General features: G+C 54.5%; 29 protein-coding genes and 1 pseudogene. 6 read left to right on the forward strand and 24 right to left on the reverse strand.

The window, feature by feature from the left end:
* Window positions 1-124: 124 nt before the first annotated feature.
* On the reverse strand, window positions 125-1,171 hold the full coding sequence (gene dinB / locus ACWHVV_RS14075; protein ID WP_447894083.1) for a DNA polymerase IV: 1,047 nt from the start codon (window positions 1,169-1,171) through the stop codon (window positions 125-127).
* Window positions 1,172-1,292: 121 nt separating this feature from the next.
* The gene (locus ACWHVV_RS14080; RefSeq protein ID WP_447926794.1) at window positions 1,293-2,753 is read right to left on the reverse strand and encodes a protein adenylyltransferase SelO; all 1,461 of its coding nucleotides are present in this window, start codon (window positions 2,751-2,753) and stop codon (window positions 1,293-1,295) included.
* 70 nt (window positions 2,754-2,823) lie between these two features.
* On the opposite strand from ACWHVV_RS14080, the gene ACWHVV_RS14085 reads away from it, so the two are divergent.
* Window positions 2,824-3,444 (forward strand): DNA-3-methyladenine glycosylase, encoded by a 621-nt coding sequence (locus ACWHVV_RS14085; RefSeq protein ID WP_447926795.1) that lies wholly within the window; start codon window positions 2,824-2,826, stop codon window positions 3,442-3,444.
* Here ACWHVV_RS14085 and ACWHVV_RS14090 read toward each other — a convergent pair.
* Window positions 3,431-4,300 (reverse strand): NAD-dependent protein deacetylase, encoded by an 870-nt coding sequence (locus ACWHVV_RS14090; protein ID WP_447926796.1) that lies wholly within the window; start codon window positions 4,298-4,300, stop codon window positions 3,431-3,433. The two genes, ACWHVV_RS14085 and ACWHVV_RS14090, sit on opposite strands and share 14 nt — an antisense overlap.
* Window positions 4,301-4,397: 97 nt before the next feature.
* Between ACWHVV_RS14090 and ACWHVV_RS14095 the strand changes: the two genes are divergently transcribed.
* On the forward strand, window positions 4,398-5,570 hold the full coding sequence (locus ACWHVV_RS14095) for an FAD-dependent monooxygenase (RefSeq protein WP_447926797.1): 1,173 nt from the start codon (window positions 4,398-4,400) through the stop codon (window positions 5,568-5,570).
* Between the two features lie 102 nt (window positions 5,571-5,672).
* Here the strand turns inward: ACWHVV_RS14095 and ACWHVV_RS14100 are convergent, their stop codons facing one another.
* Together ACWHVV_RS14100 and ACWHVV_RS14105 are read right to left on the reverse strand one after the other, a co-directional pair.
* On the reverse strand, window positions 5,673-6,632 hold the full coding sequence (locus ACWHVV_RS14100) for a ribonuclease Z (protein ID WP_447926798.1): 960 nt from the start codon (window positions 6,630-6,632) through the stop codon (window positions 5,673-5,675).
* Window positions 6,629-7,510: a tetratricopeptide repeat protein gene (locus ACWHVV_RS14105; RefSeq protein WP_447529678.1), complete on the reverse strand. Its 882-nt coding sequence runs from the start codon at window positions 7,508-7,510 to the stop codon at window positions 6,629-6,631. Before ACWHVV_RS14105 ends, ACWHVV_RS14100 begins: the two co-directional genes overlap by 4 nt.
* Window positions 7,511-7,885: 375 nt before the next feature.
* Here ACWHVV_RS14105 and ACWHVV_RS14110 point away from each other — a divergent pair, with 375 nt between their 5' ends.
* Window positions 7,886-9,013, forward strand: a complete 1,128-nt coding sequence (locus ACWHVV_RS14110; protein WP_447926799.1) for a glycerol dehydrogenase — start codon at window positions 7,886-7,888, stop codon at window positions 9,011-9,013.
* Between the two features lie 329 nt (window positions 9,014-9,342).
* Here ACWHVV_RS14110 and ACWHVV_RS14115 read toward each other — a convergent pair whose 3' ends face one another.
* From ACWHVV_RS14115 to ACWHVV_RS14160, 10 genes and pseudogenes are all read right to left on the reverse strand, one after another.
* Window positions 9,343-9,858, reverse strand: coding sequence for a hypothetical protein (locus ACWHVV_RS14115; protein WP_447926800.1), 516 nt, complete (start codon window positions 9,856-9,858; stop codon window positions 9,343-9,345).
* A 120-nt stretch (window positions 9,859-9,978) separates the two neighbouring features.
* Window positions 9,979-10,320, reverse strand: coding sequence for a DUF6694 family lipoprotein (locus ACWHVV_RS14120; protein WP_447926801.1), 342 nt, complete (start codon window positions 10,318-10,320; stop codon window positions 9,979-9,981).
* A gap of 468 nt (window positions 10,321-10,788) precedes the next feature.
* Window positions 10,789-11,172, reverse strand: a complete 384-nt coding sequence (locus ACWHVV_RS14125) for a hypothetical protein (RefSeq protein WP_447926802.1) — start codon at window positions 11,170-11,172, stop codon at window positions 10,789-10,791.
* A 48-nt stretch (window positions 11,173-11,220) separates the two neighbouring features.
* Window positions 11,221-11,400, reverse strand: a pseudogene (locus ACWHVV_RS14130) (IS30 family transposase); the annotation flags it as partial.
* An 8-nt stretch (window positions 11,401-11,408) separates the two neighbouring features.
* Window positions 11,409-11,987, reverse strand: a complete 579-nt coding sequence (locus tag ACWHVV_RS14135) for a DUF6891 domain-containing protein (RefSeq protein WP_447926803.1) — start codon at window positions 11,985-11,987, stop codon at window positions 11,409-11,411.
* 83 nt (window positions 11,988-12,070) lie between these two features.
* Window positions 12,071-12,364 (reverse strand): EamA family transporter, encoded by a 294-nt coding sequence (locus ACWHVV_RS14140; protein ID WP_447926804.1) that lies wholly within the window; start codon window positions 12,362-12,364, stop codon window positions 12,071-12,073.
* Between the two features lie 14 nt (window positions 12,365-12,378).
* A complete protein-coding gene (locus ACWHVV_RS14145; protein WP_447926805.1) occupies window positions 12,379-12,915 on the reverse strand; it encodes a hypothetical protein in 537 nt (178 codons plus the stop codon).
* Between the two features lie 757 nt (window positions 12,916-13,672).
* On the reverse strand, window positions 13,673-14,137 hold the full coding sequence (locus ACWHVV_RS14150) for a GNAT family N-acetyltransferase (RefSeq protein WP_447926806.1): 465 nt from the start codon (window positions 14,135-14,137) through the stop codon (window positions 13,673-13,675).
* A gap of 26 nt (window positions 14,138-14,163) precedes the next feature.
* Entirely contained in the window at window positions 14,164-14,667 is a 504-nt protein-coding gene (locus ACWHVV_RS14155) for a GNAT family N-acetyltransferase (protein WP_447926807.1), read from the reverse strand.
* A 165-nt stretch (window positions 14,668-14,832) separates the two neighbouring features.
* Window positions 14,833-15,486 carry a DsbA family oxidoreductase gene (locus ACWHVV_RS14160; protein WP_447926808.1) on the reverse strand — a complete coding sequence of 218 codons (654 nt, stop codon included), beginning with the start codon at window positions 15,484-15,486 and terminating at the stop codon, window positions 14,833-14,835.
* A 100-nt stretch (window positions 15,487-15,586) separates the two neighbouring features.
* On the opposite strand from ACWHVV_RS14160, the gene vapB reads away from it, so the two are divergent.
* Together vapB and vapC are read left to right on the forward strand one after the other, a co-directional pair.
* On the forward strand, window positions 15,587-15,817 hold the full coding sequence (gene vapB / locus ACWHVV_RS14165; RefSeq protein WP_447529683.1) for a type II toxin-antitoxin system VapB family antitoxin: 231 nt from the start codon (window positions 15,587-15,589) through the stop codon (window positions 15,815-15,817).
* On the forward strand, window positions 15,817-16,215 hold the full coding sequence (gene vapC / locus ACWHVV_RS14170) for a type II toxin-antitoxin system tRNA(fMet)-specific endonuclease VapC (RefSeq protein WP_447926809.1): 399 nt from the start codon (window positions 15,817-15,819) through the stop codon (window positions 16,213-16,215). Before vapB ends, vapC begins: the two co-directional genes overlap by 1 nt.
* Before the next feature lie 193 nt (window positions 16,216-16,408).
* Here vapC and ACWHVV_RS14175 read toward each other — a convergent pair whose 3' ends face one another.
* Entirely contained in the window at window positions 16,409-16,825 is a 417-nt protein-coding gene (locus ACWHVV_RS14175) for a lysozyme inhibitor LprI family protein (protein WP_447926810.1), read from the reverse strand.
* Between the two features lie 114 nt (window positions 16,826-16,939).
* A complete protein-coding gene (locus tag ACWHVV_RS14180; RefSeq protein WP_447926811.1) occupies window positions 16,940-17,380 on the reverse strand; it encodes an RrF2 family transcriptional regulator in 441 nt (146 codons plus the stop codon).
* Between the two features lie 143 nt (window positions 17,381-17,523).
* Here ACWHVV_RS14180 and ACWHVV_RS14185 point away from each other — a divergent pair, with 143 nt between their 5' ends.
* Complete coding sequence (locus tag ACWHVV_RS14185; protein WP_447926812.1) at window positions 17,524-18,441, forward strand: NAD(P)/FAD-dependent oxidoreductase; 918 nt, start codon at window positions 17,524-17,526, stop codon at window positions 18,439-18,441.
* A gap of 103 nt (window positions 18,442-18,544) precedes the next feature.
* Here ACWHVV_RS14185 and ACWHVV_RS14190 read toward each other — a convergent pair whose 3' ends face one another.
* The 7 genes from ACWHVV_RS14190 to ACWHVV_RS14220 form a co-directional block, all read right to left on the reverse strand.
* The gene (locus ACWHVV_RS14190; protein WP_447926813.1) at window positions 18,545-19,129 is read right to left on the reverse strand and encodes a hypothetical protein; all 585 of its coding nucleotides are present in this window, start codon (window positions 19,127-19,129) and stop codon (window positions 18,545-18,547) included.
* A 54-nt stretch (window positions 19,130-19,183) separates the two neighbouring features.
* Complete coding sequence (locus ACWHVV_RS14195; RefSeq protein WP_447926814.1) at window positions 19,184-20,209, reverse strand: ATP-binding protein; 1,026 nt, start codon at window positions 20,207-20,209, stop codon at window positions 19,184-19,186.
* A 94-nt stretch (window positions 20,210-20,303) separates the two neighbouring features.
* Window positions 20,304-20,918 (reverse strand): hypothetical protein, encoded by a 615-nt coding sequence (locus tag ACWHVV_RS14200; RefSeq protein WP_447926815.1) that lies wholly within the window; start codon window positions 20,916-20,918, stop codon window positions 20,304-20,306.
* Between the two features lie 68 nt (window positions 20,919-20,986).
* Entirely contained in the window at window positions 20,987-21,397 is a 411-nt protein-coding gene (locus ACWHVV_RS14205) for a hypothetical protein (protein ID WP_447926816.1), read from the reverse strand.
* A gap of 112 nt (window positions 21,398-21,509) precedes the next feature.
* Window positions 21,510-21,953 carry a hypothetical protein gene (locus ACWHVV_RS14210; protein ID WP_447926817.1) on the reverse strand — a complete coding sequence of 148 codons (444 nt, stop codon included), beginning with the start codon at window positions 21,951-21,953 and terminating at the stop codon, window positions 21,510-21,512.
* Between the two features lie 97 nt (window positions 21,954-22,050).
* Complete coding sequence (locus ACWHVV_RS14215) at window positions 22,051-22,584, reverse strand: hypothetical protein (protein WP_447926818.1); 534 nt, start codon at window positions 22,582-22,584, stop codon at window positions 22,051-22,053.
* Window positions 22,585-22,946: 362 nt separating this feature from the next.
* Window positions 22,947-23,567 carry a LysE family translocator gene (locus tag ACWHVV_RS14220; protein ID WP_447926819.1) on the reverse strand — a complete coding sequence of 207 codons (621 nt, stop codon included), beginning with the start codon at window positions 23,565-23,567 and terminating at the stop codon, window positions 22,947-22,949.
* Window positions 23,568-23,738 lie beyond the last annotated feature (171 nt).

Below are 23,738 nucleotides of genomic sequence, written 5' to 3' on the forward strand. Positions count from 1 at the left end.
TCTGGCGGTATAAGAAATAGTACGGTCCGGCGGTCCGGGGCGCAGCAGCCATTAGGCCGCTATCTGTCATACAGCTGTTTTAATCAAAGCCAGAACCGGCGTCAAGGCCAAGCCCCTGGGGCCCTTAAAACAGCGAAAGCTGGGTGTCCGGGGCGCCGTCGGCCAGCCGGTAGCCCACTCCCAGCAGGCGAACCGGGCGCGCCCCGCGCGCCCAGCCAACGTTCAAAAGCGATTCGAACTGCGCCATGTTCGGCGCGGGGTCGGCGTGCTCGACCGTGGTTTGGGTAAAGTCGTTGAACTTCACCTTGACCATCAGCCCCTTCACCGCCGGGGGCGGGTCCAGTCGTGCGTAGCGCCGCTCCAAATCGCTCAAAAGCTCGGGGAGCTCGCCCCGGCACGCCTCGAGCGTGGGCAAATCCTGGGAATAGGTTTGTTCGGTGCTGATCGACTTGCGCTCGCGGTGGGTCTTGACCGGGCGCTCGTCATGACCGCGGCTTAGATCAAACAAACGTTTACCAAAGCGCCCGAAGTGCTCGATCAGCTCGGTGAGCGCTCGGGTGCGCAGGTCCGCGCAGGTGTGGATATCGAGGCTGGCCATTTTTTCCGCCGTGCGCGGGCCGACGCCGTGAATCTTTTTGACCGGCAGCGCCTCGACGAAGCGCTCGACGTCGTCGGGCGGAATCACGCACAGGCCATCGGGCTTGTTCCAGTCGCTGGCGATCTTGGCCAGAAACTTGTTGGGGGCAACGCCGGCGGAGACGGTAATGCCCACCTCCCGGCGCACTTTCTCGCGAATGGCCTGGGCCATCAGCGTGGCGCTGCCTTTGAACTGCGTCACCTGAGAGACGTCCAGAAACGCTTCGTCCAGTGACAGCGGCTCGATCAGCTCGGTCATCTCGCGGTAGATGGCAAACACCTGGCGGGCCACGTCCTTGTACTTGGCCATGTCGCCACGAATGATGGTGAGGTGCGGGCAGCGTTTGAGCGCCTGGCCCATGGGCATGGCGGAGTGAATGCCGTACTCCCGCGCGGGGTAGTTGCACGTGGCGACCACGCCGCGCTGCTCCACGGAACCGCCAATGGCGATAGGAATATCCGCAAGCGCCGGGTTATCGCGCATTTCGACCGCTGCGTAGAAGCAGTCGCAGTCACAGTGAATAATCTTGCGCACGGGCCCCTGCTTACCTCCGTGTCGAAAAGCAGGGCCACGTGAAAAGCCACCGCCTTAACTGTAAAAAATCACAGTATAGCATAGCCCCGACGCGCTCCCGCCATGCCATGCCGTGTAGCGGCTAGGTACCGCAGAAGGTGCGCAGTACCTGTTCGCTGCTGGTAGCCGGGGCGGCCAGCCGACGCGCGCTCGTCGACTCATCGAACGGGTTGGTTACTGCTGCCAACAGCGTATGAAACGGCGCGAAATCCCCCTGAAGGGCGGCGTCGATGACCTCTTTCACGCGGTGGTTACGCGGGATGACCACCGGGTTGGCGCGGCGCATGGTGTGCTGACGCGTGGCGTGCTCGGCCAGTTCGCTGCCCCGCCAGGTCTCGAGCCATCCATCCAGTGCATTCGGCGTTTGGGAGAGCGCCAACAGTGCCTCGCGGCTGGCATCGTCGAAGTCGATGGCGTAGTGGGTCAGCGCATCGAAGGTGGCGGTCATATCCATGCGCCCTTGCTGCATCAGCGTTTCGAGCTCGTCCATCAGGGTGTCGGCAAGCTCCGGCGCGTCCTCTTCGAGCCCCAGCTTGGCAATGCGCAACTGCCGCCGGGCATGATCGAAGTGCGTGTCGAAACCGCGAATCACCTCTACCGCGCGCTCGACGCCCTCTTCGCCCTGCACGTTCATCAAGGGCAGCAAGGTTTCGGCAAAGCGGGCCAGGTTCCACTGGGCCGCCGCGGGCTGGTTACTAAACGCGTAGCGCCCGCCTTCGTCGATCGAACTGTACACCTTACCCGGGTCGAACTGTTCCATGAAGGCGCAGGGGCCGTAGTCGATGGTCTCGCCACTGATACTGGTGTTGTCGGTATTCATCACGCCGTGGATAAACCCGACGCTCATCCAGCGGGCGACGAGCTCGGCCTGGCGGCGGGTCACGCACTCGAGCAGCGCCAGGTAAGGGTCGTCTTCGGTCATGACCTCGGGGTAATGGCGCTGGATGACGTAGTCCGCCAGCGCTTTCAAAGTGGCCTGGTCCTGACGTGCGGCAAACTGGAAAGTGCCCACGCGAACATGGCTCGAGGCGACCCGGGTGAACACCGCGCCGGGCTCGGGCATTTGGCGCACCACGCGCTCGCCTGCGGCCACCGCCGCCAGCGCCCGGGTGGTGGGCACGCCGATAGCGGCCATGAACTCGCTGACCAGGTATTCGCGCAGCACCGGCCCAAGCGGCGAGCGACCGTCGCCGCCACGGGAGAACGGCGTTCGCCCGCTGCCCTTGAGCTGGACATCCCAGCGTTTGCCCTCACTATCTACTACCTCGCCCAACAGCAGCGCGCGGCCATCGCCCAGCTGAGGCACGAAGTTGCCGAACTGATGCCCGGCGTAGCCAAGCGCGACGGGGCGCGCCCCTTCCGGCGTTACGTTACCGCTGAACCACTGCGCAAGCGTTGCTTGATCCGGCACGGTGCGCGCGCCGAGTGTCTTTGCGAGCGCCTCGTTGAAGGCGATCAGAGAGGGGGCAGCAACGCCCGCGGGCTCGCAGGCACGCCATAGCGGCTCGGGAAGCGTTTGGTACTCGTGATCGAAGTTCAGCACTAAGGCCTCCACTTTCAATAGTCGGGCTGGGGTAATACCCTAGCATCTTGCTCAAGTTTATGGCGATATCATGGGTTTTCCTAACACGTCGACATCATCGATTCACGCCCCGCTGCCCCGGCGCTTTTACGACCGGGATACCCTGCTGGTCGCTCGTGAGCTTTTGGGCTGCCAGCTGGTGCGCCGGGTGGGCGATGAGCTGGTCGCCGCCACCATCGTGGAAACCGAAGCGTACCGGGGCGCTGCGGACTCCGCCTGCCACGCGCACCGGCGCAAAACGCCGCGCACCCAAGCGATGTTCGGCCCGCCCGGCCACGCCTACGTGTACCTGGTGTACGGCATGCACTGGCTTTTGAATATCGTCACCCAGCCCGAAGGCAACCCCTGCGCGGTGCTGGTGCGTGCGGTCGAGCCCGCCGTCAACGAAGAGGCCATGCGCTACTACCGCCCCATGCAGGGCAAGGCGCTCTGCAACGGCCCGGGCAAGCTCACCCGGGCACTGCAAATCGACAAATCGCTTTACGGTGAAGACATGACCCAACCGAAAAAGCTTTGGGTCACCCAGGGCAAGGCCGTTGAGCGTATTTCGAGCGGGCCGCGTGTGGGGATCGACTACGCCGCCCCGGCGGATCGCGACGCACCCTGGCGGCTTTGGGTGGCGGATAACCCCTGGGTCTCTAAAGCGCGTTAGTGCTGGTTTGCTCCAGGCAGGTCAACGCGTGAGCCAATACCGGGGTGAGCGGCGCGCGCCACTGGTGGGTGAGCAGGTGATCGGCCCGGGTCACGCCCAGCGAAAGTGATGCCACCGGCAGGCCCCGGGCGTGGGCCTCGCGGCAGAAGCGGTAACCGGAGAACACCATCAACGAGGTACCCACCGCCAGCACCGCACTGGAGCGGGCCAGCGCCGCCTCGGCTTCGAGCCGGCGCGCCATGGGCACCACGTCGCCGTAATAGACCACGTCAGGTTTCAATATGCCGCTACAGCGTGGGCAGTCGTACACCTTGAAGCTCGAGAAATCGGTATCCAGATCCGCGTCGCCGTCCGGGGCGTGGGCGGCGTCCATTGCCGCAAAGCGGGGGTTCATGCGCGCCATTTCCGCGTGCATGGCGTAGCGCATGATGCTGTAACCGCAGCGCATGCAGCTCACCGTATCCGCCCGGCCGTGCAGGTCGACCACGCGTTTTGAGCCCGCCCGCTGATGAAGCCGGTCGACGTTTTGCGTCACCAGCATTTCCACCATGCCCTTGGCTTCGAGCGCGGCCAGCACCCGGTGCGAACCGCCCACCTGGGCGCTGCCCAGCGCCTTGAAGCCGATCAGCGCCCGCGCCCAGTAACGCTTGCGCACACTGGCACTTCCCATGAAGTCACCGTGCTGCACCGGCGGCGAGCGTTTCCACTGGCCGTTGGCATCGCGGTAATCGGGAATGCCGCTGTCGGTGCTGACCCCGGCACCGGTAATGATGAAAAGCCGCGGGTGGCGAAGTATGAACGCCGCCAATTCTTCGCCCGCCTGCTCAACATCCGTCAGGTTTTTTATCTGCGTCAATACTTCACCCCAGGAAAGCGGTTAACATCTCAACGATACTGTAAGACAGTGGCGGTGCATACAACGTGCCCGCCCCGGCCTAACAAGGAGCCCTTTCATGCAGCGAGATCACGATATCATCATCATTGGCGGCGGCATGGTGGGCGCGGCACTGGCCGCGCGGCTGGGGCAAGCCGGCCGCCGCGTGGCGCTAATCGAACACAGCACGCCCCCAAGTGCCCCCGAGGGCGACTATGACCTGCGTATCTCGTCGCTGAACAAACGCTCGCTCGACTTCATCGAGGCAAGCCACACTAATCTTCCGCTGGAGCGCACCTCGTCGTTTCGCCATATCGAAGTGTGGAACCAGGAAGGCGCCGGGCACAGCCTGTTTTCGGCCGAGGACAGCGATATGGAGCGCTTTGGCCTGTTCATCGAGAACATCGCGCTTCAGCACGCCCTGTGGCAGCGTCTGGAAAGCATGGCCTGCGTGACGCTTTATACCGAAACCACGCTGGTGGCGACCTACGCAAGCGGAAGCACCCGCATGGTGGAGCTGGATAACGGCCAGACGCTGAGCGCCGAACTGGTGGTCGGTGCCGACGGCGCGAACTCCAAACTTCGTGAGCTGGCCGGTATCGAGATCGCCACCCACGACTATCACCAGCGCGCGATGATCATCAACGTGGAGACAGTACTTCCCCAGCAAGATGTGAGCTGGCAGTGCTTCACGCCCACCGGGCCCCTTGCCATGCTGCCGCTGCCCGGCCACCGCGCCTCCCTTGTGTGGTACGACCAGGAAGGCGCCATCCAGGCCCGCGAGGCCATGGACGACGACGCCCTCAAAACCGCCATCGAAGCGGCGTATCCCAAGCGGTTGGGCGGCATTACCCGCGTGGTCGCCCGCGCAAGCTTCCCCATCAAACGCCAGCACGCCAGAAGCTATACCGCCAAACGCCTAGCGCTAATGGGCGACGCCGCCCACGTGGTACACCCGCTGGCAGGTCAGGGGCTGAACATTGGCCTGCACGACGCCGACGCCCTGGCCGAGCTGATTCTGGGCCATACCGATGCCGGCGACAGCGCCGCGCTCAAGCGCTACGAGTGGCAGCGCCGCCTGGCCAACCAGGCGATGATTGCCGCCACGGACAGCTTCCATCATCTATTCACCGGCGCCAAGCCGCTGCGCCAGCTAGGCGATTTCAGCCTGCAGTTGGCCGAGCGCCTGCCCTTCGCCAAGCGCATGATGATGATGCAGGCCAATGGGTTGAATCCGTTCAAACGGCGCTAACACGGACGCTAGCGATAGCCACGGGTTTTAGCTTGACTCGCTGGCGCTTGATTGAGCGCCAGCGCTGTTTAGGTCACCTCGAAATCGAACAGGTGAACATCGTCAAGACTGACCGTGCTGCGATAGCACGCCTTCCTTATCCAAACTGAACTCGGCGAAATCCCGCGCCAGATAAAGCGTGCTCGAATAGGCGCGCCTGGCCTCCTCGCGGATCTCCTCGATCGAAGACGAGCCTTGCGTATGCGACTGGTAGCGCGGGCTAAAGTGCGTTAGCACCAAATTAGGCAGCGCCACTGCCTCGGCCAACGCAGCCACCTGTTGTGCATAGCTGTGCCCTACCTCACTCGCTTTTTCGGCCATCGCGGCAGTATAAGTGGCTTCGTGCACCAGCACCTGGGCATCCGCGCACGCTTTTGTTAGAAGCTCGGGGCTGTCGTTGTCACCGGCAATGACTATCTTGCCGGGCGGGTTTTTGAACACTCGGTAGTCCGCACTTTTTAGCGTCTCGCCGCCCCACTCGATATCCACGCCCTGCTGAATTTGGCCCCACAGCGGCCCACGCGGAACGCCGCGCTCGGTTAACGCCTCGACGTTCAAGGCACGCTCGGGCTTTTCGGTAAAGCTGTAGGCGTAGGAAGCCACGCCATGAGAAAGACGCGAGGTGGCAACCATCATGTTCTCGAACTCGACGTCTGGCAGCGCGTCGGCGTCGATGAACGTCACGGCAAAAGGCAGCGAGAGCGACGTGGTTTCGAACGTTGCCTTCATCCACGCCTGGATGCCAGCGGGCGCCACCACGGTGAGCGGCGCCTGGCGGCCGTTCATCGCCGCGCTCGCCAAAAGCCCCGGCAGCCCATAGCAGTGGTCGCCGTGCACGTGGGTGATGAAAATACCGCGCAGCGCATTCAGCGAAAGCCGGGTGTAAAGGATCTGCTGCTGGGTGCCCTCGCCGCAGTCGATCAGATACCAGCCCTTGCCCTTACGCTCGCAAAGGGCAACGGCGGAGACGTTTCGCTGCTTGGTGGGGACGCCGGCAGAGGTGCCAAGAAAAAGCAGGTTCATGGTGAGCCCGTGTGATGGTTAGCGTTCTCGAACATTGCCAGGGTGTCCTGAGCCTCGGGTATGCCGGAAGCGGCCGCTTTCTCGAGCCATTCGGCCCCCGCCGCATAATCTTCGTAGCCCGCCCAGCCATCGATCAAGGCCAATCCCCAATTATACTGGGCGGCCGGATGTCCTTTATTGGCTGCTTTCTCGAAGTACTGGCCGGCCTTTACATCGTTCACTGGAACGAACTGCCCCGCCATGTGCATACAACCAAGGTTGAACTCTGCATACATCAACCACTTGCCGTTCAAGGCCGCCGCTTTCTCGAAACATTGATAGGCTCTTTCATGGTCCTCCTTCACCCCTATGCCATCCAAGCACCTGGACCCTAGATCGATAAGGCCTCTTTCACCTTCCAGCGTTTCCAGCACTTCAAGGTGGCGAACCGCTCTTGCTTCGTCATTATTCTCAAAGCTCGCCGCCAGGAACTGGTGATGAGAGATTCTGATCTTTCTTAACCATTTGGCAGGCATCAATCCTGCAACGATACCCGTATCAATGGCGACGTGAATGCGCCGCCAACAGGGAATGTTGTTCAATAAACCGGGGATACGCCGGTACCGCGACCACGCCAACTTTTCGTCAGCAATAGGTGCCCCGCAACGCTTGCAAACCAATCGTGTTCTGTAGAACCTTCTGGTCTGGTCAAAGAAGGTAAATAAAAGCGCCGCCCCCAGAACATATAAAAGAGTACTGGATACGTGCAGCATTAACGTACCGAATCCACCGACCAAAAGCGCCCACCGCAGCAACATAATGACGATGTTTTTAAACGTCCACGGCAGTACCCAGGCAGCACTTCCTCGGCAGCCCAAGCAACATAGAATGTCCTCCACTTTTCTTTTTCCCAAGCGCCACCTTTTACCGGCTGATTGTGAGGTCGAACGGCTCTTTTCAAAGCACCACGGCGGTTAAGCCAGCAGGTCTCCGCGCTCCCATAGTGAGATCACGACGTTCATTTGCTGGTTATGCTTTTTTTGGGTGCCGCGCCGGAGCGATATTGATCGACCGCCTTTCGTGCAATCTGTGCGTATTTATTCATCGTCTCTTTACCTAAACTTAATAAAGCGAGCTTATCCTGGAGCCTACCCATTCGCCATGAAATGACACGCGTCAATCTATCGGTTTTGAATCGAAACGAAGTGGGTACAGCACTGTCACAGACGATTACACTGATCATGCAACTCACTCTACGTACAGGACTATTTGCCATGGAAGCGACCAACGAGAAAGTCTTCATCAGCCCGGCCCGCTACGTTCAGGGTGAAGGTGTGACGGCTCGCGCCGGTCACTACGTCTCGGCACTGGGCAAAAAAGCCCTACTCATCGCCGACGACGTGGTCTGGAAAATTGCCGGTAAGCAATTAAGCGAGAGCCTGGAAAACGAAGGCGTGAGTTTCGAGCGCGTCGTGTTCGAAGGCGAGGCCTCCACGCGCGAGATCGAGCGGATCAGTGAGCTGGGCCGCCAGCAACAAGCGCAAGTCGTCATCGGCTTCGGTGGCGGTAAGACGATCGACACCGCCAAGGGCGTGGCCGACGAGCTCAAAGCCGCCTGTGCCGTACTGCCGACCACGGCGTCTACCGATGCGCCGACCAGTGCGCTCTCGGTCATCTACAACGATGAAGGCGAGTTCGAGTCCTATCGCTTTTTCGACAAGAACCCCAACCTGGTGCTGGTGGACACCGGCATCATCTGCAAGGCGCCGCCGCGCTTTTTAGCCTCCGGCATTGCCGATGCGCTGGCCACCTGGGTCGAGGCGCGCGCCGCCATTCGTGCCAACGCCAACAACATGGCCGGCGGCAAGTCCACGCTTCTGGGCGCGACCATTGGCGAGAAGTGCGAAGAGATCCTCTTCGAGCACGCAATGCTCGCCTACCAGGCGAACCAGGCGCAGATCGTCACGCCCTCATTCGAGGCCGTGGTCGAAGCCAACACCCTGCTCAGCGGGCTCGGTTTCGAAAGCGGTGGCCTGGCAGGCGCCCACGCCATTCACAACGGCTTTACCGCCCTGCACGGCGAGATCCACGACCTGACCCACGGCGAAAAAGTCGCCTACGGCACCATGGCTCAGTTGATTCTCGACCAGACCCCGCAAGCAGAACTGGAAGAGTACCTGGACCTCTACCTGGCCCTTGGCCTGCCGGTGACGCTAAAAGCGCTCAAGCTCGACGAAGCCAGCGACGACGATTTATTCCGCGTAGCCGAGGCCGCGCTGAAAGAAGGCGAATCGAGCCACAACCTGGCGTACGAACTCACGCCGCAGCAGGTCGTCAGCGCCATCAAGGCGGTGGACGTGCATGCGCGGGCGTTTATGGAGAAGGTGGGCCTGAGCGAGTAAGGCTTAAAAAGCGGGGCGCTTCGGCGCTCCGCTTTCTCGAAGGTAAGCGGAGCGTCAGAGCCAGGTCAAGAGACTATGCAGATAAACTATAATCCAATGGGGAAATGGTCGGCAGAGGCAGTGAAGGTAAGATATTCAGAGTTAAGCTATACATTGGGAGGGGGCGATGGATTCGAGCCGTACTGTAAAACCTTTACTAACCGCGGAGGCTTCACCTGGATTTATAATATTATGGAATCCGTACCAGATAGGGACCGGTTAGGTGACAAGCCTGCGTACAGCTTTTTCCAGGATCTGGCCGAAAAGTGCATGCACTCTCAAGACAAAATCTAACGAACCTGGAATGCCCACTCAAACGTATCAGTGCTTCCCGACACACGGTCATTAATGGTCGCCTCAAGCCGATACTGCCCTGGGGGATCATCTGAATCTATCACTATTCCCATGTACTCAACGCTTAGCTCATACATGCCGGGCGCGACAGCTGGCTTATCCTGCCATAGTTCAACATCGTTCAACGCGTCTCCATAGATGTCGCCTTCCGGGTTAAAGAGAACATAATCTACCGTAGCATCACAATTCCCATTGGCATTCGCAGCACACCCAGAAAACGCCACAATTGCCGTCAAAAACCGTTCGAGAGGTGCCACCTCGAGCTTTTCAAGCTCTAGTGTATGCATGGTGCCAGTGCGCCTGGCATGAAATAGCTCATCCCCTCGATCCGTCAAGAGGAGAAACCCGTCAATATCAGCTTGCCCAGTTTCAGCCTGCGCCACACTCTGGCTGCTGCAAAGCAAACCGAGTAAGGTAACCGCGATTTGAAGAACTTGTGAGAATCGAAACACCAGGCACCGCCTTTCATATAGTGAATACCACGTTATTATTTTCCATCTTCACTACTACAACTAATTGAACAGCCGTAATAGCGATAGAGCGCAGTAAGTGGCTATTCAAAACTAATCAACCTACTCTAATCCATAAGTAGCAGCCATCTCTTCTCTGGCCAACCTTATAACTTCCTCTCCACTAAGGCCGTCTAAGCTCGAACGCGCCCGATCGGCACGCCGCTGAAGCTCCTCGTCGCTTAGTTCACTGAGCTCCCTCATCGACAGCCCCTCGGACAGGCGACGCATGGTAAGGACACTTATTGCCTGATTGAACCGGCTGACTTCACTTTCATCCAGCGCTTCACGGATAGATCTAATCGACTCATCGAATTGCTGTTGATCGGTACCATCGATTTCAGGATCTGCATGAGCTATTCCCATCATCGATACCATAGCGACTACGGCTAATATACGTTTCATTACGTCTTTACTCAGTTCAGTAGATGTGGAACAAAACTAAACAATAACGCTTTGAAATGCCAATTAAATTCCCCTCGAATCCTTCGTTACTATCGATGCTGCCACCCCAAACAGCATTATTCGAACTACCTGCATAAATCCCGATTGGTAACTGAAGCGCTCTGCCATGCCGCCCATCTGCCGCCTCCCGGCTTGATCAGGCGGTGCTTGAGTCCAGGGTCCGGCACAACCGCGAGCGTAGTGAGCCCTACGGCTTAAAGCTGTCAATTACTGGCTTTTAGTAAGCGTTTTACTTGTCAGGATAAACATTATCAGGCGTAAATATTTCCGGATAGAATATGCCGTTGCCCCAGTACTCCGACCTGATAAAGTAGCCGAAAGATAAGACTTGCTCCACCTTATAAAGTCAGGCGAATGCGCTGGTTTAAAGCCACATAGCGGTGGAGGCCTGTCGCTGTGTAGCCACTATCATAAGCTGACATGTCTTCGCACATAATTGCATGCCGATACTGCACAAGCTGCGCCTAGCAAGCCATAAAAGCCAAGGAAGGAGGCTGATTCAATGCCGAATCTTGTACCAGACGAACCAAACACCAGAAGCGGTGTGATAGTACCGAAAATAAAGCCAACAACAGAGTAGATGCCAAGCCAAGTATATTCTCGCAACTGAACTGCCTGACGAAGCTTGATCAAGGGATAGGACAGAAGAAGGCACCAGAACACTGCAACAGGGAATGCGAGAACACCAAAGATAGTCGCTGCGCCTCCATATGTCGGCAAGCAAACGACAACCAGAAGCATTGCACCTACAAAAGCTGCCTGGATGCTTGATACTAAAACATGCTTCCACATTGCATTGCCTCCTGAGATCAAGCAATAAGTGCAGCACCTGCGGTATCCAGGGCCCCACTCTTTGCGCAGTTGCTTGGCGACGATGCTGATCATGCCGGGTAGGCGCTTCGTCCACTTCCAGGCGATACGCCACCTGCTGTCACTATAGTGATAGCCATCAGCGGTCGCGTTACGACGCTGTTCGCGGCTAATCGTACTGTTATGAATGCCAAGGTCTCTGGCGATCTGTCATTGGCTCATGCCTCCCCCGATCTACGGCTATTAAAACGGTTCTTCCAATCGAATTCAGGAATATTGATTCTTTGATTCGTAGTCCCATCCCAATCTACCGCGAATCCTGCCTTTTCCAGCTCTTCCTGCATAATCTGGGCAACGTTAATTTTCTCAGCCACATCACCATTAACGTGATCATAAGCCAGCATCAAGCCCTCGCTATCAATAGCTCGCTCTAAATCTTGCCCATGATAAAAGCAATAGCCGAAGAATGTCGCTTTTGGATATACACTCAATACTTCATTTGAATCGTCATGCCCATCCGCCATCGTATAGCCAGCGTTATGTAAACAAAGAATGCCTTTTGCCCTGAGGGCCTGAAACACACTGTCTAATCGATCCAGGTCTGTTATTTGAGGCCATGATTCTTCAGCCGCTAGCTTTTTCTTAAATTCGATGCTTACGGACTCACGAAGCATTTGCTCATCGGCATCATCTTCAAGTAGGTCGGAAATTACCTCTTGGATGTCTTCTGGTGTATCGAACCCACCCCAAACATGAACCTTGATGGTGTCTAAAATATACTGATTCACTTCATTCATATTCTCTACCTTGGACAAAGCAAGTTCACTAACGATTATCCGCGCTATTCAGGCCAACGGATAAGTTTCCAAAAAAAAGTTTTTTAAGGCTTATAACGTGTCAACGCAATGCCGCAAGCGATCAGTCCAGAAGAAACAAACCGCCATACTCCGAAACCTTCTTTCAAAATGATGGTGGAAATCAGCGCGGCAAACAATACGCTGGTTTCGCGTAGCGCCGAGACCATGCCAAGGGGCGCATAGGCCATGGCCCAGATAACGATCCAATACGCGCCAACCTGCATTCCACCGCCAGCAATGGCAGGAGCCAGGTTGCCACATACGACTTTTTGTATTTCCTTGGCTTTCCATGTCAAGGCAATCGCAAACGTCAGCAAGCCGTTACCGAGCGTCAGAAGAACCGCAAAGCCGAGTACCGAGCCCGCCTGCCTTGCCCCCAAACCGCCACCAACGTGTAAGAGGCAATCAGCCCGCCCGTGCCCAACGCAAGTATTATGGCGCGCGGGTTACGCGTGATACCGGTACGGGCATCGAAGGCCAGCGACATCACCCCCACCCCGAGAAACAACACCCCAAGAAGCGGTAGCATGCCCAGCATTTCGCCAGCGAATGCAGCCGCACCCAGGGTGACGAGTAACGGCGCCGACCCGCGCGCGATGGGATAGACCTGGCCAAAATCACCATGCTGGTACGCCATGGGCAGGCAGAAGTGATACGCCGTATGTATCAGGATAGCCAGGCCCAGAAGTGGCCAACTGGCCGGATCGGGGAGCGTGACAAAAGGCAAGGCGAGTGCGGAAACGGCGCTACCCAATAACGTGATCACCGCCATGACGGCAATTCTGTCACCGCTCACTTTGACGATAGCGTTCCAACTGGCGTTGAAGAGCGCCGCGAGCAGTACGATCATGGTGATTTCAGGGCTCATGTCATCGAATCCTTGGGCGGCAGGATGCTACGTTAAGAAAAAATAGTTTTTCCAGCATAGCGACCAGCTCTGCATCAGCGCCATAATACTTATGGAGCTGGTGTACGGTGCTGAGAAATCTGCTTCTCCCGAGAAAAATTTAAGCGCGATAGAAGGATTCGCAGCCCGACTGGAAGTACTCGACTATGACCAGATGATTGTCGGGCACGCCCGTTCAAGAGGGTTGATTCTGGTAACCAATAACTTGCGAGAATTTCATCGCGTGCCAAGGCTTCGAGTAGAAGATTGGCTTTGAAACGCTAAGCCATTTGAATCAAGGCCTAATGCCCCATTCGCGTCAACATGACCAACATGGCCGTAGGTGAAGTTGCGAGGAAAACGTCTTCGAGCGCGCCATGCTGGCTTATCAAGCTGTACAGCGAGATTCATAATCTTACCCACGGCGAAAAAAAGGCTCACAGCACGGTCGCGCAGCTGATTTCGACCAAACGCCACGAGCAGAGCTTGAAGAGTATCTAGACCTCTACCAGGCGCTGGGCCTGCCGGAGGCGCTGAAGCTTGACCAGGCAAGTGAGGAAGATCTTTACCGTGTAGCCGAAGCGGCGCCTAAAGAGGGCGAATCAAGCCATAACCTGGCGTATGAGCTAACGCCCAAGCTAAAGCATGCGCGGGCGTTTATGGATAAAGCTGATCTGACAGAGTAGATCCAGGTGGCGGAGCACTGCGGCGCTCCGTATTGGGCACCCTTTCAAATGTACTACGTTGTGATTGGCTTGATCATCGCTAACGCCCCCAAATCACCCCTGCCTTTTTCCACAAGCCCCAACGCTTGATAAAGGCGAAAAGCGGCTGTATTCGACTCATAAACGTTGAGTGTAAAACTGCTTACGCTTACGTGATGCTGCGAAGCCCCTTGCTCCATCAGTGCGACACATAGCGCTCTCCCCACACCATGCCCCCGCATTACTGGGTCAACAATCAAGCGCGCCAAGTGAAGAACGCCGCCTTCGCGTAACAGCAGCTGACCAAACCCCATAATTTCGCCTTCAGCATCCACAAGGACGTAAGCATTGTTTTCGGATGCCCCCATGTCAGCCCACGCAGTGTCGGGTGTGCCAGGGTATCGCACATTTGGCCCTGCCCACATGCGGCACTCTTGCTTACCAGTGATCCAGTTCAAAATTGTGGAAAGGTCGGCGGGTTGCGCGGCGCGTAATGTCATCTGATGAATTACCTTTCAACACTGCGTCATGCATATGCTTTATCGGAAAGGCGCGCCATATGGTATGCATTCACGTATTCGCCACCCCTAAAAGCAAAAGCCACCGACTCACCTTCAATTTCAAAATCAAATTTCTTGTATAGATTAATGGCGCGCTCATTGTCTGTGTATACGGTGAGTTCGATGCGCTTGAGATTAAGCCAATTATCCGCCAGCTCGACCACCGTAGATAACAGCGCACTGCCAACCCCCTGCCCTTGGGATTTATCCTTCACCCCCATACCGAGCGACCCCACATGTTTGCGCCTTGGGTTTTGACAGACCTCAAAGCCCAAATTACCCACGATTTCTCCATTAACCAGAGCAACATACCCGTAAACATTCTGTGGTGTATTCGAAAGACGCTGCTCCCAGAGGGCAACAGATGGATGGGGAAGTTGAAGAGTGCCCGCATAGGCGTTTGGGCATTCGTAAATTTCTTTTACAGCGCGAGCATCGGAGGGCTCGGCTCTTCTAATTTCAGCATCCATATTTCTCTATTTCCTTTATACACCATGAACGATACATGGCTAACCTTAACCCTAATTAGCACCGCCTACACAACATTGCTTACGGCTAAATGTGGCTTTTTTGTCACGCCAACTGGATTTCAGTGGTATCTAAAAGCCTCAATTCACCACAGAGCGTCCGGCCTCTTACCGGTTAGCATTTTCCTCAGCCACTTGGCGCAGCGCATCGACCAGCACATCCGCGGGCTGGGCACCTGAAATCAGGTAGCGGCCGTCGAGGATGAAGCCCGGGACGGCGCTCACTCCGGCCTCCATGAATTTCTGCTGTGCCGCTCGCACCTCGTCCGCGTACTGATCAGAGCGGGCGATGGCTTCGGCGGTATCGCCATCAAGCCCCACTTCCATCGCCTTCTCGCGTAGCACCTCCGGGTCTGCCGGATTTTTCGCGTCGCCAAAGTAGGCCTCGAACAGGGCCAGTTGCAGGGGCGTTTCCAGGTTCTGCGTGGCCGCCCAGGCAAGTACACGGTGCGCATCGAAGGTATTATTCGCCCGGCGCTCTACGGCGCCACGGAAATTCAAACCAAGCTCTTCAGCAACCTTCATGATCTCGCGCTGGGATTGCTCCATGGTAGCCGCATCCTTGCCGTACTTGCGGCACAGGTGCTCCAGAATCGGCTCGCCCTCGGGCGGCATGTCCCGGTTGAGTTCGAAGGGCTGCCAGTGAAGTTCGACTTCAATCTCGCCCTTCAGGGTTTCCAGCGCTTGTTCCAGGCGGCGGTAGCCGATGGCACACCACGGGCAGGCGACGTCGGACACCAGGTCAATTCTTACTTTTTGCATACTGTATATCCCTTTGACATATCCCAAAATGCGATCAAACTATAGAAATCATGCTACGTACATAGTGTAAGTAATGACAGTACTGAAAAAGGAGGCGGCCATGGAAAAAGCAGCGGTGTTTAAAAGTAATCGTAGCCAAGCGGTTCGCATGCCTAAATCGCTCGCGCTACCGGAGGGCGTTACACGCGTTGATGTGATTGCAGTGGGTCGCGCGCGCTTGATTACGCCCGCAGGTGAAGCGTGGGACAGCTGGTTCGACGGCCCAAGCGTCACCGCAGACTTTATGGGTGAACGCGAGCAGCCCGTTGAGCAGGAACGTGAGGCGTTTTGATGCTTAAGTACATGCTCGATACGAATATCTGCATTTTTACCATCAAACATAAACCGGCTCATGTTCGCGAGACCTTTAATCAGCATAGCGAGCAGATTTGCATCAGTACCGTGACACTAATGGAATTGGTGTACGGTGCTGAAAAATCCGCTTCTCCCGAGAAAAATTTAAGTGTGATAGAAGGATTCGCAGCCCGACTGGAAGTACTCGACTACGACCCTGGCGCCGCCTATCACAGCGGAGAGCTACGAAGCGAGCTGGCCAACGCGGGCACCCCCATCGGCCCCTATGATCAGATGATTGCCGGGCATGCTCGCTCAAGAGGGTTGATTCTGGTCACCAATAACCTACGTGAGTTTAATCGCGTGCCTGGGCTTCGAGTAGAAGATTGGCTTTGAGGCGATAGCTACTTGGCTCGAACCCTGCCCTTCCATCTGCGCTAATGCCAACAACATGGCAGGCGTCAAGGCGACGCTACTCGGTGCGATCATCGTTTAGAAAGACAAGACAGTGGACGCCCGTGCCTTCATGGCGAAGGTAGGCCTGAGCGAGTAAGGCATTGATCAGGAGATTATTTACAGGATTAAGGCGTTACTCGATAGCGGGTTCCGGTAACACCGGCGGCGTACTGTCCATATAGGTCAGAAAGTCTTGCCAGATGTCGTGCGTTCGCTGTTTCGTTAAACGGGTACTGCACGTAATGCCCATGACGTTCCGAATGCTCCCGTCGCGCCACTGCGTATAGACAGCGCCGCAATGGGCAGCGGCATACGCCTGCCACTGCTTTTGAGCCACCTGAATCGCTTCGACTAGCTCAGGGTCAGCTTCGTTATATTCAACGCTCGTCTCCAGATAGTGGGCGAGCACGTCCTCGGCGGCCTCTAACTCGATAGCCGCGCACCGATTGGTCTCGAGCGTGTTCATTATGTTATTGCAATCAAGCGCCTCGTCGTCCGCCACGGCGGACAGCGACAGCGAAGCAAGCACTATCAATAGCCACTTTTTCATTTTTTCCCCAAACGCACATAAGGTGCGGGCCAGGCGGGCACAACCGAGATCACAGCGGTCTTGCCGTCCCGCCCCACGGGCAGTTCCGGTATAGGGGCAGGTGTCACAGGCGCGTCATGATGTCTGCTGTTGTTCGGCAGTGCGACGTTCAAAATCCTTTGCCAAGTCTTCAACGCTTATCTTCGAGAATTGCGCTAGTAGGCTAGCTTCAGCTGCCTGTAGCGTGGTGTTCAACTGGGCATCCACCGCCTGTTCGACCAGGCATTCGGCCGGCTCGGCCTTGGGTCCGATATTAAATATAGACGGCGCACCTGCCGCTTCATAAACGGTGCCCAACGTGATCTCGGAAAGCGGCTGTACCAGTTTCCAGCCACCACCATGCCCCTTCTCCGACGTAACAATCCCGCGCTCACGTAGCCCGCTCATCATCCGGCGCACCACCACGGGGTTGGTAGCGATCATCCTGGATATCTCATCCGACGTCGCGCGATGCACATGGCGGTCCATGTGAATCAGCACGTGCAATAAGCGGGACATGCGAAGATCGCGTGGCATAGGTGGTATCCATTTCACGTTCGTTATCTGTAAAGCAAGGACCCTAGCAGGCATCACGTAATAAATAAAGTTTCATGTATTGCCTTGGTTACCCACTCTATGTAACTCTATATGTTTCGTTAAGCATAAAGGCAGGAATTATCATGGATCATGAGGTGATCATCATCGGGGGCAGCTTTGCGGGGCTGTCGGCGGCCATGCAGTTAGCCCGCGCCCGCCGCAGCGTATTAATTATCGACAACGGCGCGCCGCGCAATCGATTTGCAGCGTCATCGCACGGGTTTCCGGGCCAAGACGGTCGACGCCCGGCGCAGATCAAGGAGGCGTTGCGCAATGAGTTAAGCGCGTATCCAACCGTAAGCTTCGTGGATGACGAGGCCGTGGCGGCATATCAACAGGATGGCGGGTTCAGGGTCTCGTTGAGGGAGGCAGGCAATATCGTGTCGCGCCGACTGATTCTGGCTTATGGTGTTCGAGACACCCTGCCCGACCTACCGGGCCTCTCAGAGCGTTGGGGGGCGACGGTGCTGCACTGCCCGTATTGCCACGGTTACGAATTGAACCAACAACCTGTGGGAGTGTTGGCGAGAAACGACATCGCGATACACCAGGCGATGCTGCTTCCTGATTGGGGGCCAACAACCTTATTCACTCAAGGCGCCATCACGCCGACGCCGGAACAACATCAGGCACTTTCCGCACGTGGTGTAAAAATCGAGACAACGCCGATTACGAGCCTGCTCGGACTGGCGCCCACGCTCACCGCCGCGAAGCTTGCCGACGGGCGTGAAATCCCGCTGGCGGGGTTGTTTCTTGTCCCCCAAACCGCCCTTGCCAGCGATATCGCAGAACAACTGGGCTGTGCGACCAAGGACGGGGCGACCGGCCCATATCTCGACGTCAACGAGATGCAGACAACGACGGTTCCAGGCGTTTTCGCTGCCGGTGACCTCGCAAGCCCAATGCCAAACGCGACCCTTGCTGCAGCAGCGGGCGTTATAGCCGGCGGCGCGGCGCATCAGTCGCTGATCTTCGATCCCGATCTTACTCAAATCAACTAAAGAGACACCACGAGACAAGCTGAAGCGTTCTGGGGTGGTATTCTATTGTTGCAACGCGCCGAGGTCTGGTAAGGCTCTGGGGATCTGACAGCTAACGCTGAGCTCAGGCGCGGCGAAGCCGTCGGCTGCAGCGCTTGGTTAGCTCCACAATTCGCCTCCAAAAGTACACCATCTTCGCGCGACTCTTGGAGCCATATTCCTTCTTAAATTCGACCGAGTAAACCACGGTCTTTCCTATTTCGACGACGGTGATATCGTTACAGGAAATCTCATGGTATCCGTGAGTAGTATCAAACGAAAAGATAAGGTGATCGGAGGGGTCGGTCTGTCCGTCCACCTCAATACGAATATCGATATTTCCTTTGGCTGGCACCTCAAATGAAGTTTTTGACGAAAACACAGCGTATCGGCTGGATAACTTCTCAACGTATTCTGGCTTTTCTCCTACCCTCTGCTCTATCTCGAAAGTTTTCCGTGAAAAGCAATCAATTCTTTTTGCCTCAACTGGATACGACTTTCTGTTCTTCGCCACAATTATATAGGTTAAGCCGTCATCCTTTTTATGTACTACCACCCTAGAAATGCTAAGAGGCTTCCGCGCACTGCTATACCACCCAATCAAAACTGACAGGATCGCTACAAGTGCAGCCAACGAAGCGAGTGTATCTACGACTACTTTGAAGCCCATGCACTCTCCTAGAGCTAACGCCGCGTTCACCGGCTTGTCCGGTGCAACGCTTTGTTAACCTTTGTTACGTGACTGATATTCTTTGCTTGCATCAGCTAGATACTCTTCTTTATCGTCGTGTTTCGCCAGCTCGTCACGTATAGCTGTTAGCGCATATTTCGAGTACTTAAATATATTTGAAGCACCAGCATTAACTTCGATTGAATATCTTTTGCTGCTTTTTAGCCCCAACTTCCAGACAAGAACCTGGGCATCATAGGACCGAATCTGCAGCTCATCTGCCAAATGCTTAACCAAAAACGGATAATCTTTGTTTGGATCAAGGTTAGGAACCACCACAGTATCGACTGGCGCAAGATTCCCTACTAGCTTGAGCGTAGGGGCCCCCTCTTTTTCCTTAAAATTTCCTTCTTGAACAAAAGAAACCTCATTTTTCAAGCCAGCCAATAACTCTTCATCTATAACAAAATTGTTAGCTATATTAGAGGATTCCATCTTGCCGCTATAAAGGTCAAGCAACGCTACATTTTTTGGCCCAATTCGCGATATTTTTTCTATATGCTCCATCCATAGCTTTCTTTCTTTTTCTCGGATTTCAATCTGCATCCGCTTTAGCTCAGGAAACTCGATTCGCTTACTTGTTCCGCGATAGCGATAGTAAATATCACCATCTTTCAGAATATCACCGGAGTTTTTCTTGCATATTACTGGCTTATCATCGGCCTCTTCTATAGCGATAAACCCATAGTGCTTTCTTTTAAAAGTAACGACGCCTATATCCCAGTGAATTTCTGGACTGAAGTACTCCGAAAGGTACGTAGATAGCTGCTCTATTTTAATCTGATCAAATTTATCCTTATCAATTCCTTTCAAAGTTCTCGGGCTATCAGTAACGCCAAAAACAAGAACCCCGCCTTGCGTATTGGCAAAGGCACAAATTGTCTTGAGATATTTAGCCAAGCTTTTGAAGCCAAAACTTTCCTTGAATTCGAGAGAGGTCGACTCTCTGGATCTAACTTTCCCATCATCGCTCGAATTAGCGAGAATTTCTTTAACTCGATATTCGTAGATGCTACTCATCTTGTTCCTTGTGAAGGGTTAACGCCGCCAGCACGCGCGGCTTTGTAGTGGAGGCGCAGCCGTAACGGAAAAACCGTCGCAGTGCCAGGCCTTGTTAACAGGTTCTCGCACCAATTCTATTACACGCATCCATCACCCCTCTGTATATCAGATCGGGAAACCCAAAAGTAGCTTGCGCATCATTTAGCCATTGCACCATCTTCGTTGCCGTTTCCTCGCTGTAGATGGGAGGCTTTTTCTTTGATGCTTGGAAGGCGTGGAGATTAAGTAAATTACCTGTATGAATATCCGTCACAACCCACTTGCCCAAGGTGAAAGGTTCTTCCAAGTATAAAATTTGCATATTTTCTTGTGTAACTTTTGTCGTTCCAATATGCATCTGGAAGTTACGTAATATTTTTAGTACATGCGGAAGCGGCCAGTCGGTATCCAATAAAAAGAACCCTTCATCTTGAAGTTCTATCTTGGCCATTTCATCGATCGCAACATATTCCGCCAATGAGGCTCGCAAGTATGAACCCGCCATCTTTTCTCTACCATCCCCTTCTTCCGCACTTCTAAGCAAGTGAGCAAAGTGTAAAGCTCCCCGTGCTCGGCTCAATGTTTCCGGATATTCAGATAAAGACTTCTCCGTAGCTTCATCCAGAGAAAAGAATACTTCATATGATTCTGGTTCCAACGCGTCGAATTTTAGGGAATTCTTATCCATATAGTACCTGTTAACGCTTGCCAGCAGGGGCGCAGAATGCGTCCCAACTGGCTGGCTTTGTTATGAGGTTATTCAACAAACTTGTCGTTAGCCCGCTCTTCGCAAAGATCATCCCATACTCTCTTAGGAATAAGTTTACTCGCCCATCCATAATAGCCCCATGTTTTCGCAAGGTCTTCCTGCCAACAATCATCACACATCAACGAATAAAAATGAACGCTACCGTTCATTATATCTTCGTAAACCTCATGCAAGCTTTTTGGATAATTACAATAACATTTATATTTAGGATCTCTTTTCCGCTCATATAAAGGACCCACTAAACGTTGATATATTTTAGGATGGACTTTTTTCAATCGCTGATGCACTGCATCTAAAACATCAACTCGATCTTTTTCTAAGGCATTTTTCCTTAAATTTAGAAGACTCTTTTCAGAGTCATATCGCCCTTGATGAATTCTGGAAACTATTCCAGCCATGGTTTAGTTTTCCTATGCCTCATAACGCCCGGCTCTGCGGCTGACAAAAATGGCGCTGCTTTTGCGTCAGCAAAAGGAGTGACGCTTTTGGCAGTCCGACAGCAGCCACTTGTTAAGCCGTGACTACCTCGACTGTTGTTTCGAAAGTAAATGCCTCACTTGGGGCCACACCTTCATTTTCAAATTCAACGACAACGGAACCCTGTATTTCATAGAGTCCATTATCAGCTTTAGAAAATATTAACTCTTTTACATAACACCAATTATGAGCACAACCGACATAAACCGAACCTTCGGCTTCTGGATATGACTCATGTGATAAATTAGCGCCATCCAGTTCTGCTGGATTTTCTAAGTTTAACTCGTACCAGTCTAAGACTATTTCGGTTGATAATGGTTGCTCTTCATACTCGAGACCTGAATCAAAAGGCTCAAGAGGTATGGTTATATGATGAAATAGCGTTTTCTGTAGCCCGATACTTTCGTTCTCGAACCAGTACGCCTCAACCTTTCCGCTTTTAGCTTTAGTTTTTTGCTGTAATTCGATTTTATTCATAGCTTCGATTCTGGTGTGGCTTAACGCTTGGGCTCAGCCGCCGGTTTGGAGCAGCAGCGGAAAACCGGTCGGCTGCAGCCCTTGGTTAGGTAGCGAATCACCGGGCTAACCGCATGGTCATATGCTCATGAACAGCCAGATCGCAGTAAACTTTGTTTCTTTGAGATACCGATGGAGTACCTAAAACGAGGATGTAAGCTCCAGCGAGACCCTCTTCATCATCGATGCCGTACCGTTCAAACAGTGGGGTAATTAAATGCTCATCCAAACAAAAACTGATCGCATCTCGACCGCCACTATTAATCCACAGCGTACCGTCATATGCTCGCCTTGCATCAGATAACATTCCCCAATAACCGCGAAACTGACCTTCATAAACAGTGGTCACTTCCAGCAGTGGAACAAAGAAATCTCTTACGGCAATTTCCGGATAGCCCTCGATTTCTAGGATTTGATCTGACTGTCGAAATTCGGGAATTTCAATCAGGTTTCGGAGTAACGTGCTAAGGCGGCGCTGCATTCTTGCTTGAGGCCGGCCTCCGTCTCCGCCATATCTTCCTCGCCTTTCTCTGTTTTGAGGCAGTCCTTCTTCCTCTCGAACAACTGGCTGGCGAGCCGCACCATAATCCAAGTCAACTACAATCCTATTTCCTGGATTCAGGAGTTGATCTTGGTCTTCTCCTCGACCGTCGGCGTTAGGATCGTATTCGGGTGCTGCCAACTCGCAGTTAGGCGCGTGAGGTCGAGCACCAAAGCATGCAGCCCTACCGCCGCGAGATGCTTTTCTGAAGAAAGCTGGGCCACCACACTCTGAACATTGCAGAAACCTACGTTTTCGAGCCAACTCCTCAGGAGGTAGCCTTGCAAAATCGACAGCGGCGTAGATCACACCGTCCTCGGTACATCTTGCTGAGTACATGTCTCCCTCGCTTTACCTAACGCTGAGCGAAGCGGCGGCCCGTCAGGGACGTCCGCCTTACGCGGCTGGTTAGTTCACTCACGGCGAGCCAGTAGCAGTCCGACCCCGGCGCTCCCAAGAAATCCAGCACAGATCCTATTGAACAGTTGACGCATAGCCGGACGAGAAAACCAGTGCCGCAACATCTTGCCAAAGAAGGCGTAGGTGCCTATCGCGATCCATTCAAGCATAAGAAAAAGAGCACCCAAAACCAAGAACTGAAATCCTACTGAGCCTGAAGGATCGACAAACTGAGGAAGAAAGGCCGTAAAAATCAAAATGGCCTTTGGGTTACCAGCCGCCAAAAGAAATTCTTGCTTCGCCAATTGGAGCAGGTTTTTACCCGCCGGTGACTCATCATCGGCACCAGTCGTGTCTGCTGTCCAAAGCTGGAAAGCCAGCCAAAGCAGATATAGTCCGCCGGCGATTTTTATAACAAGAAATAACTTCTCCGACGTATACAGCACTGTTGCCAGGCCTGTTGCTGCAAGAGTAATCATACCCACAAACGCGACAAGCCGACCAATGCCAGCACAACAGGCTGCCTTGATCCCGTAACGTTTGGCGTTTGCCATTGAAAGAAGGTTATTTGGCCCAGGAGCCATGTTTAAAGCAAAGCTCGCTGGTATGAATAAAAGGATCGTCGATAAGGTCACAGTTGATTCTCCTTGATGAACTAACAGTGATTATACGGAAGGCTACATAACCTCAATAAACGCGACGGCACATTGATTGAGGTTATGCTGCCCCAAGAAGTGAATCTACCCCATTGTTTCTCCTGAGAGCAAAGCCAAATTTGGCAGTATATCCAAAAGTCGCGTGCCTGC

This window comes from Vreelandella sp. EE27 (assembly GCF_968206495.1).